This window comes from Methylobacter sp. Wu1 (genome assembly GCF_036553575.1).
In the GTDB taxonomy this organism is placed as follows: Bacteria; Pseudomonadota; Gammaproteobacteria; order Methylococcales; family Methylomonadaceae; genus Methylobacter.
Genome location: NZ_JAZHOC010000073.1, coordinates 18,249 through 33,122, shown reverse-complemented (window position 1 = coordinate 33,122; position 14,874 = coordinate 18,249). Strand labels below are relative to the sequence as shown.

General features: G+C 45.7%; 13 protein-coding genes. 6 read left to right on the top strand and 7 right to left on the bottom strand.

Annotation, left to right across the window (positions count from 1 at the left end):
• Positions 1–2 precede the first annotated feature (2 nt).
• From secB to V2P20_RS15870, 3 genes are all read right to left on the bottom strand, one after another.
• Positions 3–473, bottom strand: a complete 471-nt coding sequence (secB, locus tag V2P20_RS15880; protein ID WP_331820006.1) for a protein-export chaperone SecB — start codon at positions 471–473, stop codon at positions 3–5.
• Positions 474–543: 70 nt separating this feature from the next.
• A complete protein-coding gene (locus V2P20_RS15875) occupies positions 544–993 on the bottom strand; it encodes a rhodanese-like domain-containing protein (protein WP_331820004.1) in 450 nt (149 codons plus the stop codon).
• A gap of 37 nt (positions 994–1,030) precedes the next feature.
• Positions 1,031–1,345: a metalloregulator ArsR/SmtB family transcription factor gene (locus V2P20_RS15870; RefSeq protein WP_027159106.1), complete on the bottom strand. Its 315-nt coding sequence runs from the start codon at positions 1,343–1,345 to the stop codon at positions 1,031–1,033.
• 282 nt (positions 1,346–1,627) lie between these two features.
• Here V2P20_RS15870 and gpmI point away from each other — a divergent pair, with 282 nt between their 5' ends.
• The 3 genes from gpmI to V2P20_RS15855 are packed head-to-tail and all read left to right on the top strand — an operon-like array spanning position 1,628 to position 5,808.
• Complete coding sequence (gene gpmI, locus V2P20_RS15865) at positions 1,628–3,172, top strand: 2,3-bisphosphoglycerate-independent phosphoglycerate mutase (protein WP_331820000.1); 1,545 nt, start codon at positions 1,628–1,630, stop codon at positions 3,170–3,172.
• Positions 3,173–3,179: 7 nt separating this feature from the next.
• Positions 3,180–4,436: a peptidoglycan DD-metalloendopeptidase family protein gene (locus tag V2P20_RS15860; RefSeq protein WP_331819998.1), complete on the top strand. Its 1,257-nt coding sequence runs from the start codon at positions 3,180–3,182 to the stop codon at positions 4,434–4,436.
• Positions 4,437–4,482: 46 nt separating this feature from the next.
• Positions 4,483–5,808 (top strand): S41 family peptidase, encoded by a 1,326-nt coding sequence (locus tag V2P20_RS15855; protein WP_331819996.1) that lies wholly within the window; start codon positions 4,483–4,485, stop codon positions 5,806–5,808.
• Between the two features lie 272 nt (positions 5,809–6,080).
• On the opposite strand, the gene V2P20_RS15850 is transcribed toward V2P20_RS15855, so the two are convergent.
• Together V2P20_RS15850 and V2P20_RS15845 are read right to left on the bottom strand one after the other, a co-directional pair.
• Entirely contained in the window at positions 6,081–6,533 is a 453-nt protein-coding gene (locus tag V2P20_RS15850) for a DUF934 domain-containing protein (RefSeq protein ID WP_331819994.1), read from the bottom strand.
• Positions 6,520–8,172 carry a nitrite/sulfite reductase gene (locus V2P20_RS15845; RefSeq protein ID WP_331819992.1) on the bottom strand — a complete coding sequence of 551 codons (1,653 nt, stop codon included), beginning with the start codon at positions 8,170–8,172 and terminating at the stop codon, positions 6,520–6,522. Before V2P20_RS15845 ends, V2P20_RS15850 begins: the two co-directional genes overlap by 14 nt.
• Before the next feature lie 208 nt (positions 8,173–8,380).
• Between V2P20_RS15845 and nhaD the strand changes: the two genes are divergently transcribed.
• Both nhaD and V2P20_RS15835 read left to right on the top strand, forming a co-directional pair.
• On the top strand, positions 8,381–9,688 hold the full coding sequence (gene nhaD, locus V2P20_RS15840) for a sodium:proton antiporter NhaD (RefSeq protein WP_331819990.1): 1,308 nt from the start codon (positions 8,381–8,383) through the stop codon (positions 9,686–9,688).
• A 53-nt stretch (positions 9,689–9,741) separates the two neighbouring features.
• Positions 9,742–11,094, top strand: coding sequence for an AmpG family muropeptide MFS transporter (locus V2P20_RS15835; RefSeq protein WP_331819988.1), 1,353 nt, complete (start codon positions 9,742–9,744; stop codon positions 11,092–11,094).
• Here the strand turns inward: V2P20_RS15835 and V2P20_RS15830 are convergent.
• Positions 11,030–11,842 (bottom strand): exodeoxyribonuclease III, encoded by an 813-nt coding sequence (locus tag V2P20_RS15830; RefSeq protein WP_331819986.1) that lies wholly within the window; start codon positions 11,840–11,842, stop codon positions 11,030–11,032. The genes V2P20_RS15835 and V2P20_RS15830 overlap by 65 nt on opposite strands.
• A gap of 95 nt (positions 11,843–11,937) precedes the next feature.
• On the opposite strand from V2P20_RS15830, the gene rpmE reads away from it, so the two are divergent.
• Positions 11,938–12,138 (top strand): 50S ribosomal protein L31, encoded by a 201-nt coding sequence (gene rpmE, locus V2P20_RS15825; RefSeq protein ID WP_268119351.1) that lies wholly within the window; start codon positions 11,938–11,940, stop codon positions 12,136–12,138.
• 198 nt (positions 12,139–12,336) lie between these two features.
• On the opposite strand, the gene V2P20_RS15820 is transcribed toward rpmE, so the two are convergent.
• Positions 12,337–14,661 carry a penicillin-binding protein 1A gene (locus tag V2P20_RS15820; protein WP_331820164.1) on the bottom strand — a complete coding sequence of 775 codons (2,325 nt, stop codon included), beginning with the start codon at positions 14,659–14,661 and terminating at the stop codon, positions 12,337–12,339.
• Positions 14,662–14,874 lie beyond the last annotated feature (213 nt).

The window sequence follows — 14,874 nt, the reverse complement described above, 5'->3', positions numbered from 1 at the left end:
GCTTAGTTGACGGTCTCAGAGCTGGGGGCTTGATTTTGTACGTGTTGCAGGTGTTGTGCGTACAATGCGTCAAAGTTTACCGGCGCCAGCAGCAATTGCGGAAAACCGCCTTTTGCTACGAGATCGGAAACGACTTCCCGCGCATAAGGGAAAAGGATGTTGGGGCAGAAGCTGCCAACCATCGGGCCCATTTCCTGGTCGTTAAAGCCATTCAAGGCGAAAATGCCGGCCTGATTGACTTCAACAAGATATGCCGTCGTATCGCCGCTTTTAACGGTGATGGTAATGGTAAGCGCTACTTCATAAAGCGAATTCTCCAACGTTTCAACATGCGTGCTGAGATTGAAGTCGACGGAGGGCTCCCATTTCTCGATAAATACTTTAGGTGAATTTGGGGTCTCAAAAGAAATATCCTTGGTATAGATCTTTTGAATGGAAAATTGTTTTTCTACGGTTTTATTTTCTTCGGCCATGAGGAATTATTGGTTAGTTTTATAGAGTAATCGTGAAATTTACGGGTTTGCAAGCCGTCTGCTTAAAAAGTCAGGCGGCAGCCTTGTTTCTGCCGGGTATCTTTATGGGTAATTTATAATCGCCTTCCCAGGATTGCATGCCGCCGGTAATGACGAATACCTGCTCAAATCCTGCCTTAGCCAGTATTTTGCCGGCAGAAGCTGCGCGTGCGCCAGTTTGGCAGGCTATAAGAACAGGCTTTCCCTTGTGCGGCGCCAGTTTTGAGAGATGTTCCGGCAGTTTGCTTAAAGGCGTGTTGATGGCGTTCTCAATATGGCCTTGAGTAATCTCGTTTGGTTCGCGCACATCGATAACAACAGCCTCGCCGTCATTCATTTTGGCGACCGCCAATAAAGGCGAAATGTATTTGAATTTTTTGAATGCCGTGTCAAAAAATTCCTGTATTAATAAATATGTCACTACAGCCAGCGCTAGAGATAAGATGTAGTGATTTAAAATGAATTCTAAATAGCGGTCCATAATAAATCGGTGTTGAATAAATGAAAGGAAAAATAAATCAGTTGATGGAACAGAAGACGTCTTGCATCATTTTGATGAGCTGCAGCATGCGTTCATCGTCGATGTAGTAATAAACCCGGTTGGCTTCCTTTTTATGGCCGAGAATGTTTTTTTCCCGAAGAATGGCCAGATGTTGGGAAATATTGCTCTGGCTGGTTCCAACCTGTTCTACAATATCTTGCACGCTGACTGAATTAGTGCCAAGCACGCACAAAATTTTCAAACGCAATGGATGCGACATTGCCTTTAAGCAGCGCGCCGCTTTGGTGATGTCGGGGTCATTATATAAAATGTACTCGTCTTTAGTTTCCATAGGACTGCTTAATGTTGCTGGGTTGTCTGAGTCTAATTCTAAAAAAAGAACCCACGAAGAATTATTTATACACATCTATTAACGTGTATTACTATAATGACCACTTGCTTACGAATTTTTATCAAGTTGCCAAATCAAAAAATTAGTAAATCTAACAAAATGATACCCCATTTTCAATCATTTTGGGTAATGAAGAAACAAAACAACATTTCCACTGATTGCGAGTCTAAAAGCAGTCGGTTGCAGTGAGTTTCTGCTTAAGCGTACGGAGATAAATAAAGAATGTTAAATCGGCCAAAGCCTTTGGTATTACTGATCCTTGACGGGTTCGGTTATTCGCAGGACAAAGAATACAATGCGATTGCAATGGCTAATACGCCCTGCTGGGATAGACTGCAGCGCGATTATCCCATGACTTTGCTGAATTGTTCCGGAAATGTCGTGGGACTGCCTGACGAGCAAATGGGAAATTCGGAAGTAGGACATCTTCATATCGGAAGCGGTCGTTACGTGCCTCAGGATTTATCATTGGTCAATAATGCCATAAAAGACGGCAGTTTTTTTTCAAATCCGGTGCTTTGTCGAGCCGTAGATATCGCTAAAGAGTCAAACAAGGCGTTACACATCCTGGGTTTATTGTCTCCAGGCGGCGTGCACAGTCACGAGGACCAGATTCTGGCGATGGTTGAACTCGCCGCCAGACGCGGCTTGAGTAAAATTTATATGCACGCATTTTTGGATGGGCGGGATGTACCGCCTAAGAGCGCGGCGTCATCTTTGCAATTGCTGGAAGCAAAATTCGCTGAATTGGGCGTGGGACGCATAGCCTCGATTGCCGGACGGTTTTATGCCATGGATAGAGATAATCGTTGGGAGCGCGTAAAAGGCGCCTATGATTTAATCGCAAAAGGCGAGGCGAGTTTTTATGCCGATTCGGCCATGGAGGGTTTGGAGTCGGCTTATAGCAGAGGAGAAACTGACGAGTTTGTTTCCCCGACTGCTGTTTTGGGGGGCGATCATCAGCCCATAGTCCTGGATCCTGATGATTCCATTGTTTTTATGAATTTCCGTGCGGACCGTGCGCGTGAAATCAGCCGGGCTTTAACGGAAATAAATTTTGATGCTTTTGACAGAAGCCATGAACCTCATAAAGGCTATTTCGCAACTTTAACCGAGTACCATCAGGATTTTGATTTCGACGTGGCTTTTCCTTCCATTGATATAAAGAATAGCTTGGGAGAAGTACTGTCCAATTTAGGCATGAGACAGTTAAGGTTGGCTGAAACCGAAAAATATGCACATGTCACCTTTTTCCTGAATGGCGGCATAGATACGCCTTTTCCTGGAGAATACAGAATATTAGTGCCGTCTCCCAAGGTCAAAACGTATGACCTGCAGCCTGAAATGAGTGCGCCGGCGGTGACCGATCATTTGGTGGAGGCCATTACGGGCGGAAAATACGATGTGATTATCTGCAACTATGCCAATTGCGACATGGTGGGGCATACCGGCGTGATCGACGCAGCCATTAAGGCGGTTGAAACCGTGGACGCTTCATTACAGCGCATTGTCGATGCATTGCTGACAGTAGGCGGACGCCTGTTGTTGACTGCTGATCATGGCAATATCGAACAGATGGTTGATAAAGAGACAGGGCAGCCTCATACCGCTCATACTACCAATCCAGTGCCTCTGGTCTATGTGGGCGGCGACAAGCCATTAGCCTCTGGCGGCAGTTTGTCTGATTTGGCGCCGACTATGCTGGCTATTTTAGGCATTGAGCAACCCGTTGAAATGACTGGTAGATCGCTTCTTAAATCTGTTTAACCTGTGAATGAGAAAAAAGATAGTTTTTTGTTTTTTGCTGAGCGCATTTATAAGTCAGGCTGTAGCCGATGTTTCGCAAAAAAGCAAGGAACTGGATGATGTTCAGTCTGATATCAGGGCCGTCGAGCAAAATATGGAACGTATCCAGCAGGAAAAAGATACGTTAAACGCTCAATTGGCAGACATTGAAAGAAAATATGGAGAGACAGTCGCTTTATTGAAAGAGCTGCAAGAACAAATTGATCAGAAGCGGCAAAATCTGAGTCAGACCCAGCTAAACATACAGAACTATCAGGACGAAGTAAAAAAACATAATAAAGAACTGGCAGGTCAGATAAAAGCAGCCTACGCGATGGGGCAAAAAGAAAAGCTGAAGCTAATGCTGAATCAGCAAGACCCCGCCTTATCAAGCCGGATGATGGTATATTACAATTATCTTAATAAGGCTCGCTTAAAGAAACTGGCGGATATCGACGAGGCCTTGAGGCATCTAAGTCAGCTGGATAAACAAAAAATAGAAGAAACTGAACTTTTAGAACAAAAACTGGAACAAAAGAAGGCAGAGCAAACAGCTTTGGCTGATGTCAGAAAACGGAGAAATGATGTACTGATACAATTAAGTCGGGATTTTTCCTCAAATGAACAGCAATTAAATAGCTTGAAAGAAAGCGAAAATGAGTTGATGGCTTTGATTGCCTCATTGCAGGGAGAAAGAACCGATGAGTTCGCTCTTGATGCCGATCAGGCAGGGTCTGCCAGGAATGAAGAAGATCTTCTGGCTCTTAAGAGCGATTCGGTTGACGACCAGGATGGAACTGCTGAAATTAAGGCAGATTTTTCCAAACTTAAAGGTGACTTCTCTTTGCTCAAAGGCCGATTGCCTTGGCCAGTCGAGGGGAAGTTGGCGCAGAAGTTCGGCAGCCCGCGCTCGGAGGGGCTTTGGGATGGCGTATTGATCGAGGCTCGAGAAGGCACCGAAATACATGCCGTCACCAAAGGAGAAGTCGTCTATGCGGAATGGCTCCGGGGTTACGGTTTGTTGACTATCATTGATCATGGCAAGGGGTATATGTCCCTTTACGCTTTCAATCAGAGTCTTTACAAGCGTGTCGGTGAATGGGTGGAAGCGGGTGAGATTATCGCTTCCGTAGGGCAGAGTGGCGGGCGTAGCCAGCCTGGGTTATATTTTGGGATACGCAAGCAAGGCAAGCCGGTCGATCCTCTTGAATGGTGTCGGAAAGTAAGCCAGGGTCAAGTTAGTTAATCATTGGATAATATTTTAGGAAATCGTATTCGGAGTTTTAAGATACATGCTAAAAAAGAAGAGCGTTTTTATATTGTTCCTGGGCATTATGCTGGGTGTTTTTGTAGGCACCTGTGGCAGCGTCTTTGCTGATCGGGATAATGCAGAGGTTGCCACTGATACTGAAGCACTGCCATTCGAAGATTTGCGGACATTCACGGAAATTTTTGGTCGGATCAAGCGGGATTATGTAGAACCTGTTTCTGATAAAAAATTACTGGAAGATGCGATTCGCGGCATGTTGTCTGGGCTTGATCCTCATTCGGCCTATCTCATTGCAGAAGAGTATCAGGAGTTAAAGGAAGGTACTACAGGGCAATTTGGCGGCCTGGGTATAGAAGTAACGATGGAAAACGGCTTCGTTAAAGTGGTTTCGCCAATTGACGATACGCCTGCGCAAAGAGCGGGCATAAAAACCGGCGATCTTATTGTCCGGCTTGATGATCAGCCGGTTAAAGGCATGTCTTTGAACGATGCAGTTAAAATCATGCGAGGCGAGCCGGGCAGCAAGATTTTACTCACGGTTGTGCGAGAAGGGGAGGAAGCGCCTCTGAAAATAACCATAACCAGAGACATAATAAAAGTTAAAAGTGTAAAAAGCCGGATGCTGGAAAAAGACTACGGCTATGTGCGTATCAGCAGTTTTCAATCCAGAACCGGAGAAAGTCTTAAAGAAGCTATCGCCGATCTGAAAAAGGAAAATGCGGGCAATTTAAAAGGCCTGGTGCTGGATTTAAGAAATAACCCCGGAGGCGTGTTAAATGCGGCTGTGGAAGTAAGCGATGCGTTCATTAAAAGCGGGCTTATCGTTTATACAGAAGGGCGTATTGAGAATTCTGAAATGCGATTCAATGCTTCTCCTGATGATATTATCGAAGGCGCGCCAATTGTCGTGCTGATTAACGCGGGTTCTGCGTCGGCTTCTGAGATCGTAGCCGGAGCCTTGCAGGATCAAAAACGAGCGGTAATCATCGGTGAGAAATCGTTCGGTAAGGGATCGGTTCAGACTATATTGCCTACAAGCAATGGCGCGGCAGTTAAATTGACTACTGCGCGGTACTACACCCCTTCAGGAAGATCTATTCAGGCTGAGGGTATTGAGCCGGATATTGCCTTGGCCCGTGTAAAACTGGAGTCAGTGGATAAGTCGGAATTCACGCCTGTGAAAGAATCGGATTTGTCGCATCATTTAACGAATGGCAACAAACGTAAAGATGAGAAAACGAATGTAGAGCAGACGGAAAAGGTTAAGGAAGAAATCCTGGAGCTCAAAGATTATGCAGTACATGAAGCACTGACCTTATTGAAAGGCATCAGCATCATGCATAGATAATCATTAGTCTGGTTTGATATTCTGATAAAAAGCCGCCCTTCAGGCGTTATCTGAAGGGCGGCTTTTTTATGCCAAAATTAAAGCCATAAAAATTCTGAAGAATTTTGCCAGTACAGATTGGCGGCGCTCAAAGATACGCTGGCGATTTTATGTTTGAACGAAGCGTGTCCGCAGCATAACTCCCGGATGATCGAGTCGGTTGGCGGAGGGCTGGATGGGGCCGAGGATGTGAAAAGGTCAGGTGGGCATGATGATGCCCACCTGGCTATATTTTAATTGGTGGATTTTTGATAAATGACTGTAAAGTCATTTAGCGTAGACAAAGCTGCAGGCAGGTCTTCAGTTTTTTCAAGACTGAATGCATTGATGCCGACGCGCGACAAATAAAATACCTGGTCCGGCATATAGTGTCCTGTCGCTCTGATTTCGCCTGTATATTGATAGCGATTTCTAAGCAGCCATGCATGAGAGAATGCGCGCCCGTCAGCAAAAACAGGAAAGTTCAGTTCAATCAATTCAATTTTTTTCAGGTCTTCGGCAATGTTGTCAACCGAGTCAGAGGGTTCTAGCCTAACGCCTACCTTTCCATCATGATGCAACAGTTGCTGCTTGTCTTTATTCCAGCGAGCCAGTGAAACGCTGATGTTGCCGGCCTTCAGTTCGGCGTCATCAGAAATATAATTCCAGCTGTCATCAATGATCTGCTTGTCTTTAATTATCTGCATAGACTTCTTCTTTGAATGGGGTGATTCCGACCCGTTTTACCATGTCCAGGAATGATTCATCGTCCAGGCGCTGTTTGACATAGACGTCAAGAATAGTCGTCACCACTTTGGCTACCTGGTCTTTGGCAACAGCGGGACCTAATCGTTCGCCAATTGCGGCTTCATTTTCCGAAGATCCGCCTAGCGTCAATTGATACCATTCAACGCCTTTTTTATCAACGCCCAGGATGCCGATATGGCCGACGCTTTGGTGCGCACAGCCGTTCATGCAGCCGGACATGTTGATTTTTACATCGCCTATGTCATGGATGTAGTCCATATCATCCAAGGCCTCATTGATTTCTTTGGCAATGCCGATGGAGCTGGCGTTGGCCAGCGAGCAAAAGTCAAGGCCGGGGCAGCAGATCATATCGGTCACGGTGCCAATGTTAGGCGTCGCCAGTTTTAGCGCGTCCAGTTTCTGCCATAGTGAGAACAAATCCGCTTGCCTGACATCGGCGAATACCAGATTCTGTCTGTGGGTGCTCCGGATCAGTCCGAAACTGTATTGATCCGCCAGGTCTGCAACCGCGTCAAGCTGCGTATCTGTCATATCGCCGGGAGGTGAGTCAGGGGCTTTAAGCGACAGGAAGGTAATACGGTAGCCCGGCACTCTATGATTAAGGGTGTTATGTTTAACCCAGGTGGCGAAGGCTTTGTTTTCCTGTTGATGCTGCGCAAAGCTGGCGTCTTCCGCGGCGTTGGGATCGTAGGAAGGCGGGGTAAACTGGGCTTTTATCGCTTCAATCCGCTCGGCGCTAAGTTCCAGATTGTCCCTAATCTGCAGCCATTCTTTCTCAACCAGCCTGGTAAACTCTTCCAGTCCGGTTTCTTTGACCAGAATCTTGATGCGCGCTTTATATTTATTATCACGGCGCCCATATAAATTATATATGCGCAATATGGCTTCGAGATAAGACAGCAAATGCTTCTTTTCCAAGTAAGGCCTTATCACTTGGCCGATAATAGGGGTGCGGCCTAAGCCGCCGCCAACGAGTACTTGAAAGCCTGTTTCACCTGCATCGTTTTTGACTAGATGCAAGCCTATGTCATGAAATTGAGTGGCGGCTCGATCAAGTTTGGCGCCGCTGACTGCAATCTTGAATTTGCGCGGCAGATAGGCGAATTCAGGATGCAAGGTAGTCCACTGCCGAATGATTTCACAATAAGGGCGAGGGTCTTCAAGCTCATCAGTGCAAACGCCGGCCAAGTGATCTGAAGTCGTGTTTCTCAGGCAGTTGCCGCTCGTTTGAATGGCGTGCATCTGAACATCGGCCAGTTCTTCGAGAATGTCGGGAATTCTTTCTAGCTGCGGCCAGTTAAATTGGACATTTTGACGGGTCGTAAAATGACAATAGCCTTTGTCGTATTCGCGCGCAATATGCGCCAGTTTGCGAAACTGTTTGGAGGAAAGCAGGCCATAGGGTCCTGCTATTCGCAGCATTGGAGAGTGAGTTTGAATATAAACGCCATTCATTAATCTCAATGCGCGAAATTGATCGTCAGATATTTCGCCTTTTAAAAAACGCTCTGTTTGCCTTCTGAACTGGGCTACGCGTTCTTCAATAAGAGTTTGGTCGTCTTCGTTATACTGATACATGGATAGTGTATTTGTTATGCCTGTCGGGCCCGTATTCAAGAATGATTATCATATACTGCGAGCCATAAAATGACAAAGTTTATTATATGGTGGTAGTATTACCGGTTAAGATTCGGTCAGTGTTTATTAACTACTAAAAAATTAGGGGGTTATTTTGTTGCGGTTTTTCTTTCTTCTATTATCGATACTGGTATTGCCCGAAATGGCGATGGCAGCCGAAAAAATTGAAACACTTGGGCTGACGGGGACGGAGCGTGGCATTTACACGGTTCTGATCTTTATTATCGCCTATGGGTTTGTTATGGCTGAGGAATTTACGCATATGCGTAAGTCCAAGCCGGTTATTCTGGCAGCTGGCATTATTTGGGCGCATGCTGCTGTTTTGGCGTCTCAAGCAGGCGTTTCAGCACAAGATATGCACGAAGCTTTCGAACACAATTTGAAAGAATACGGTGCATTGATGTTATTCCTTTTAGTTGCGATGACTTATATCAACGCAATGACGGAACGGAATGTGTTTGAAGCCTTGAGATCCTGGCTGGTAAGAAAACAGTTCGGATACCGTCAACTGTTTTTGATTACTGGCGTGATTACTTTCTTTTTGTCCGCTATAGCGGATAACCTGACGGCCGCATTATTGGTCGGAGCGGTAGTTATGGCGGTAGGGTCTGATAATGCGAAGTTTGTCAGCCTTGGCTTCATTAATATTGTTATTGCAGCTAATGCGGGCGGCGCTTTCTGTCCTTTTGGCGACATTACTACACTGATGGTCTGGCAGGCAGAATATGTCCAGTTCTTCGACTTCTTCAAGCTTTTCATACCTTCAATGGTAAACTATGGCGTCCCGGCGGCATTTATGTATTTTGCCGTGCCCGATGAGCAACCTCAGGCTACCAGTGAAGAAGCGGTGCAGCTAAAGCCCGGAGCGATCCAGGTTTGCGTATTATTCTTGCTGACGATTGTTACAGCGGTAAGCTTTCATCAGGTTCTGCACTTGCCTCCCTTTATGGGCATGATGGTTGGTCTTTCCGCATTGATGATTTATGGATACCGCATCAATATCATGTATTCATCACAAGGTCAGCCGTTTGATATTTTTAATAAAGTGCGCGAAGCTGAATGGGATACCTTATTCTTCTTCTTCGGCGTTGTGTTTGCTGTGGGCGGATTGGGATACATCGGCTATCTTGAATTGCTGTCAGGTGCTTTATACGATGGTTTGGGACAGACAACTGCCAACATCCTGGTTGGTCTGATATCAGCGGTTGTTGATAATATCCCTGTCATGTTTGCAGTGCTGAATATGAATTTGGATATGAGTCTTTATCAGTGGTTGCTGGTTACTCTGACTGCTGGCGTAGGCGGTTCCTTGCTGTCGGTGGGTTCGGCTGCGGGCGTCGCCTTGATGGGTCAATCCAATCATAAATACACTTTCTTCAGTCACTTGAAATGGACGCCAGCGATTGCTGCCGGTTATGTCGGAAGTATCGTTGCTCATTACCTGATTAATGGCTGAAATTTCTAGCATGCACCGCATGAAAATGCGGTGCTTTCTCGCTGGCAAGGTCAATGGCAGCTGAAAAAAGTTGGCGGTCGGCCTTTTCTGTTTATGCTCAGCCGCGCGTGCTGAGCATGATGCTTCTCGGTTTTTCAGCCGGGTTGCCTTTTCTATTGGTCTTTTCCACATTATCCGCCTGGTTAAGGGATGAGGGCGTGACTCGTTCCGTCATCGGTTTTTTTAGCTGGGTGGGGCTGACTTATTCAATAAAAATATTCTGGGCTCCTGTGATCGACAGGCTGAGACTGCCTTTGTTCACTAGGTTATTGGGTAAAAGGCGAGGCTGGATGTTTCTTGCTCAATTGGGAGTCATGGTTGGTCTGGCAGGTATGGCGAGCTCGGATTCGCACACGCAATTACAACAGATTGCTTTATTTGCCGTATGGGTGGCATTTTGCTCGGCTACGCAAGATGTCGTTATTGATGCCTACCGCATTGAGGCTGTCAAACCGGAATACCAAGGTGCAATGGCGGCAACTTATGTGCTGGGGTATCGGATTGCGTTGCTGGTATCTGGCGCGGGCGCTTTTTATATTGCGGATTATTCGGGCTGGAAATTGGCTTACTTTGTTATGGCGGCAGCAATGCTTGTCGGCATAGTCACGACGCTCTGTTTAAGCGAGCCTGAGCACAAGCAGGCTAAAGCCGTGGAAGTGCTTGAAAGTAAGCTTGAGATGGCATTGGGTGTGAAAAAACGTCAGAACGTCTGGCAGCGTGTGCTGGCAGGTATTTCCGATGCTGTTTTGAGTCCGTTTGTGGAGTTTTTCAGCCGCAACGGCGCCGTTGGTCTGTTGATTCTGACGCTTATTGCAGTTTACAAGATGAGCGATATCACAATGGGGGTAATGGCAAATCCGTTTTATCTTGATTTGGGCTTTAGTAAAAAAGAGATCGCCGAAATCAGCAAGATTTTTGGTTTTTTTATGACCATTGCCGGCGCAACCTTGGGCGGCTTGTTAGTGGTAAGGTATGGCGTTATGCGCCCCTTGCTGTTAGGCGCGATCATAGTGGCGAGTACTAATCTGCTATTTGCTGTTTTGGCGATCAGTGAGCCTAGCCTATGGTTGTTGGCAGGCGTAATAAGTGCCGATAATTTAAGCGGCGGTATAGCGACATCCGTTTTTATTGCTTATCTTTCCAGTCTGACAAACACAGCATATACCGCCACACAGTATGCTTTATTCAGTTCCCTGATGACATTGCCGGCGCAGCTTCTGGGTGGTTTATCCGGCATTATTGTTGATACTTACGGTTATTATGTATTTTTTATTTACGCCTCAGTCGTAGGTTTGCCGGCTATTATTCTGGTGCTGGTGCTGATGCGTTATCAATATTTGACTCAAGCTCGTAATCATAGTCCATAATAAGCGGTGCATGGTCGGAGAAGCGCTCTTCTTTGTAAATTGATCCGGCTTTCACTTTGTCTTTGAGTCCGGCGCTAATGATCTGATAATCAATACGCCAGCCCACGTTTTTCTTCCAGGCTTGGCCTCTGTGCGACCACCAGGTATATTGCTCGGCTTCTTGATTAATCAGTCTGAAAGCGTCCAGCCAGTGATTGCTGGCGAATAACTGAGTCAGCCACGCTCTTTCTTCCGGCAAAAAACCCGAATTTTTCTGATTGCCCCGCCAGTTTTTCAAGTCGATCTCTTTATGAGCAATGTTCCAGTCGCCGCAGATAATGTAATCTCTCCCGCTTTGCGCGCACTCTTGCAGATAGGGCTGAAAGCGATCCATGAATTTAAACTTTATTTGCTGCCGCTCTTCTCCGGAGGTGCCGGATGGCAAGTAAAGCGATATCACACTGAGTTTGCCAAATTGCGCTTCGATGAAGCGGCCTTCTGCATCGATGTCGGACCAGCCTATGCTTCTTATAATTTTATCGGGTTGTTTTTTGCTGTAGATCGCCACGCCGCTATAGCCTTTTTTCTCCGCGTCATGATAGAAGCAGTGATAACCGGCCGGGCAGAAGAGCTCAGGGTTTAGCTGGTATAGTTGGGCTTTTGTTTCTTGTATGCAGATGATGTCGGCATTTTGTAAGTGCATCCATTTGAAAAAGCCCTTGCTCTCTGCCGAGCGAATGCCGTTGGCATTTAGTGTAATAATGCGCATGCGTGTAAATTGAGTTGCGGTTTTAGTATGAAAAACGTATTATACGGGGTTCTTCAATAAGTATGTAGCCCGTCCATGGGTAATGTGAAAGTGATATGAAACCAGAAATTCATCCTGAATATAAACAAATTACCGTAACATGTGGTTGTGGTAATACATTTGAAACGGGTTCTGTACTAAAAGGTGACTTGCAAATAGAGGTGTGCTCTTCATGTCATCCTTTCTATACAGGCAAGCAACGTGTTGTCGATACAGCAGGTCGCGTTGATAAATTCCGTAAGAAATACGGCAAATAACTTTTTGGGTTTTTTGTTCCTGCAGTCTATAGATATAACTCAGCAATTTCAGAAAACGCTGACTGTATCTAAACTTTAAAAAGCTGTTCAATTAAATATATAGCAGCGGCAGAGATAGTTACACATCAAAAAAGCTGGGGTTGTTCTTATGGCCCCAGTTTTAGTTCTCAATATTTGTATCTTGCACGTCAGCGTATTCTAAAACAGGGCTTCAATCGGTTTCTCATGAGGCTGACTATAGTCACTGGGTAAATTTTCAAACACTGGCGCGGATTGATTGGGGGCGTGCTCGGCCTGAAAAAATTCCCATATTCCATTTCGGCTTCCTTCGGGCATCAGCAGACCTGTCTGAGGGTCGATAAATGCTTTTACTATTCCTTCAGGCGCATCAAAGGGAGTTTCAGGTGTGTTTTTCAGCGCTGTCTGCATAAATTCTATCCACATCGGCAAGGCAGTGGCGCCGCCTGTTTCAAGATTTCCTAATGACGCATAGTTGTCAAATCCAACCCATGCAGTAGCTGCGATCGAAGGGGTATATCCATTGAACCAGGCATCGCGCTGTTCGTTGGTTGTACCCGTCTTGCCGGCCAGATCCTGCCTTTCCAGAACTTTTGCGCGAGTTGCCGTGCCATGTTGAACAACGTCTCTTAGCAAGGAATTCATAAGAAAATTAATTCTTGGTGAAATAATCCGCGGGGCATAGGTTTTATTCAATTCCTGACTGCTATCGCACGATGGGCAGGCAATTCTGGGTTTTGCCTGATAGATGACTTTGCCCTCATTGGATTCAATGCGTTCAATGAAATAGGGCTTAATAAGAAAACCGCCATTAGCGAATGTGGCATAGGCTCTCGCCATTTGCAGCGGCGATGCATAGCCGCTGCCTAATGCCAGAGAAAGGCTTTTGGGCAATTGCTCATGTGTAAAGCCAAAACGCAAAGCCGCGGAGACGGCTTTTTCGATGCCTATTGTTCTCAAAAGGCGAATGGAAATAATGTTTCTCGAGTGAGTTAGAGCTGATCTAATGCTGGTGGGGCCAAAAAACTTTCGGTTGTAATTTTCAGGCCGCCATTCCTCGTTTTCCTGGCTTTGATCCTCAACGACAATGGGGGCGTCGTTGATAAAGCTGGCCGTGGTATAGCCTTCCTCTAGCGCCGCGGTGTAAATGATGGGTTTAAAGCCCGATCCCGGCTGTCTTTTGGCTTGGGTGGCGCGATTGTATTTGTTGTGAGAGAAGTCGAAGCCGCCGGATAATGCCAGGATTGCGCCATTGATGGGATTTATTGAAACAAAAGCCCCTTCCGCTCCGGGAACTTGAGTTAAAGCCCAGGTATCGTTTTTCAATTGCCGGACCCGAATGATGTCTCCGGGCTTTAGAAAGCTTTTTACAGTATTCTGAGCCCATTTGATATTTTCCCAGGGAATTTCAATGGTGGCGTTATTTTGAAGTCTGGCAGTAACCGTGCTTTTATCGACGCTTACAATACAGGCTGGCAGGGTATCGCCGATAATGGGAATGTCTCTGAAATTGTTGACTGTATTAATGTTTGCAAGAGGTGCTGAATGATATCCGTGACGCTCATCATAAGCGTGTAATGTATTTCTAAGCGCCTGATCAGCCGTTGTCTGCAATGATGAGTCGATTGTTGTGTAGACTTTAAAACCCGATGTATACGCTTCTTCACCATATTTATCGAAAAGCTTTTGTCTGACCATTTCAGCTAAGTAGGGCGCTGAAAGCTCAGGTAATACGTATTGCAGTTTTGCGGTTGAAGGCTGGTTGGCGGCGCTTTCAAATTCCTGCTGAGTTATATAGTTAAGCTCAAGCATCCTTCGTAAAACATAATTGCGCCTTTGCAGCGCCCGAGTCTCATTGGTGATCGGATTATACGCCGATGGGGCTTTAGGCAAGCCGGCGATCATGGCATGTTCGGCAAGCGTCAGCTGATTAAGGGCTCTGCCGTAATACGTCTGTGCAGCCGCAGCGATGCCATAGGCTCTATGGCCCATGTAGATCTGATTCAAATAAAGTTCAAGGATTTGCTTTTTTGAATATTCGTTTTCTATTTTTAGCGCCAGAATAATTTCTTTTATTTTCCGGATATACGTTTTTTCTCTGCCAAGCAGAAAGTTACGCGTGACCTGCATGGTAATCGTACTGCCGCCTTGTCTTTTTTTTCCGGTCAAGGCCAATTGTATGGCAGCTCGCAATAAGCCCTTATAGTCAACGCCGGGATGCTTAAAGAAGCGTTCATCTTCGGCTGCCAGAAAAGCATCAATAAGCTGCTTGGGAACCTCATCAATTTTGATTGGAGTGCGCTTTTTCTCTCCGAATTGAGCAATGAGAAGATTATCTTTGCTGTAAATGCTGAAAGGGATCTGATACTGAACATTGTGCAGGGTTTTTATGTCCGGCAGTTCCATTGATAATTTTTGATGCAGCAAATAGCCGGCGAGCGCTAAGCAGGCGCTGATCGCTATAAAAAAAGCAATCAATCCTATCAAAATTTTTCCGCACAGCATTTTTATAGTCACAAGTAAGCCTGAATAAAATCTACGTTATAGAGGAACTACAGCTTATCAATAATAACAAGATCTTCCAGTCAAATGCCGATTGCAGCAATCTTCGTCCGAGTATAGTGGAACCGGTCACACAAATAAACCGGATATTTTGCTCATCAAAATAAAAAAATAAAAAACACTACTATACTTCTGACAGTGATTAGTTTTTTGACT

What these genes read in the sequence shown, in the direction of transcription:
- V2P20_RS15830 (WP_331819986.1), bottom strand. Translation starts at nt 11,842, where the DNA reads ATGCGCATTATTACACTAAATGCCAACGGCATTCGCTCGGCAGAGAGC.
- V2P20_RS15860 (WP_331819998.1), top strand. Translation starts at nt 3,180, where the DNA reads ATGAGAAAAAAGATAGTTTTTTGTTTTTTGCTGAGCGCATTTATAAGT.
- V2P20_RS15820 (WP_331820164.1), bottom strand. Translation starts at nt 14,661, where the DNA reads ATGCTGTGCGGAAAAATTTTGATAGGATTGATTGCTTTTTTTATAGCG.
- V2P20_RS15855 (WP_331819996.1), top strand. Translation starts at nt 4,483, where the DNA reads ATGCTAAAAAAGAAGAGCGTTTTTATATTGTTCCTGGGCATTATGCTG.
- V2P20_RS15875 (WP_331820004.1), bottom strand. Translation starts at nt 993, where the DNA reads ATGGACCGCTATTTAGAATTCATTTTAAATCACTACATCTTATCTCTA.
- secB (WP_331820006.1), bottom strand. Translation starts at nt 473, where the DNA reads ATGGCCGAAGAAAATAAAACCGTAGAAAAACAATTTTCCATTCAAAAG.
- V2P20_RS15845 (WP_331819992.1), bottom strand. Translation starts at nt 8,172, where the DNA reads ATGTATCAGTATAACGAAGACGACCAAACTCTTATTGAAGAACGCGTA.
- V2P20_RS15850 (WP_331819994.1), bottom strand. Translation starts at nt 6,533, where the DNA reads ATGCAGATAATTAAAGACAAGCAGATCATTGATGACAGCTGGAATTAT.
- gpmI (WP_331820000.1), top strand. Translation starts at nt 1,628, where the DNA reads ATGTTAAATCGGCCAAAGCCTTTGGTATTACTGATCCTTGACGGGTTC.
- V2P20_RS15835 (WP_331819988.1), top strand. Translation starts at nt 9,742, where the DNA reads ATGGCAGCTGAAAAAAGTTGGCGGTCGGCCTTTTCTGTTTATGCTCAG.
- nhaD (WP_331819990.1), top strand. Translation starts at nt 8,381, where the DNA reads ATGGCAGCCGAAAAAATTGAAACACTTGGGCTGACGGGGACGGAGCGT.
- V2P20_RS15870 (WP_027159106.1), bottom strand. Translation starts at nt 1,345, where the DNA reads ATGGAAACTAAAGACGAGTACATTTTATATAATGACCCCGACATCACC.
- rpmE (WP_268119351.1), top strand. Translation starts at nt 11,938, where the DNA reads ATGAAACCAGAAATTCATCCTGAATATAAACAAATTACCGTAACATGT.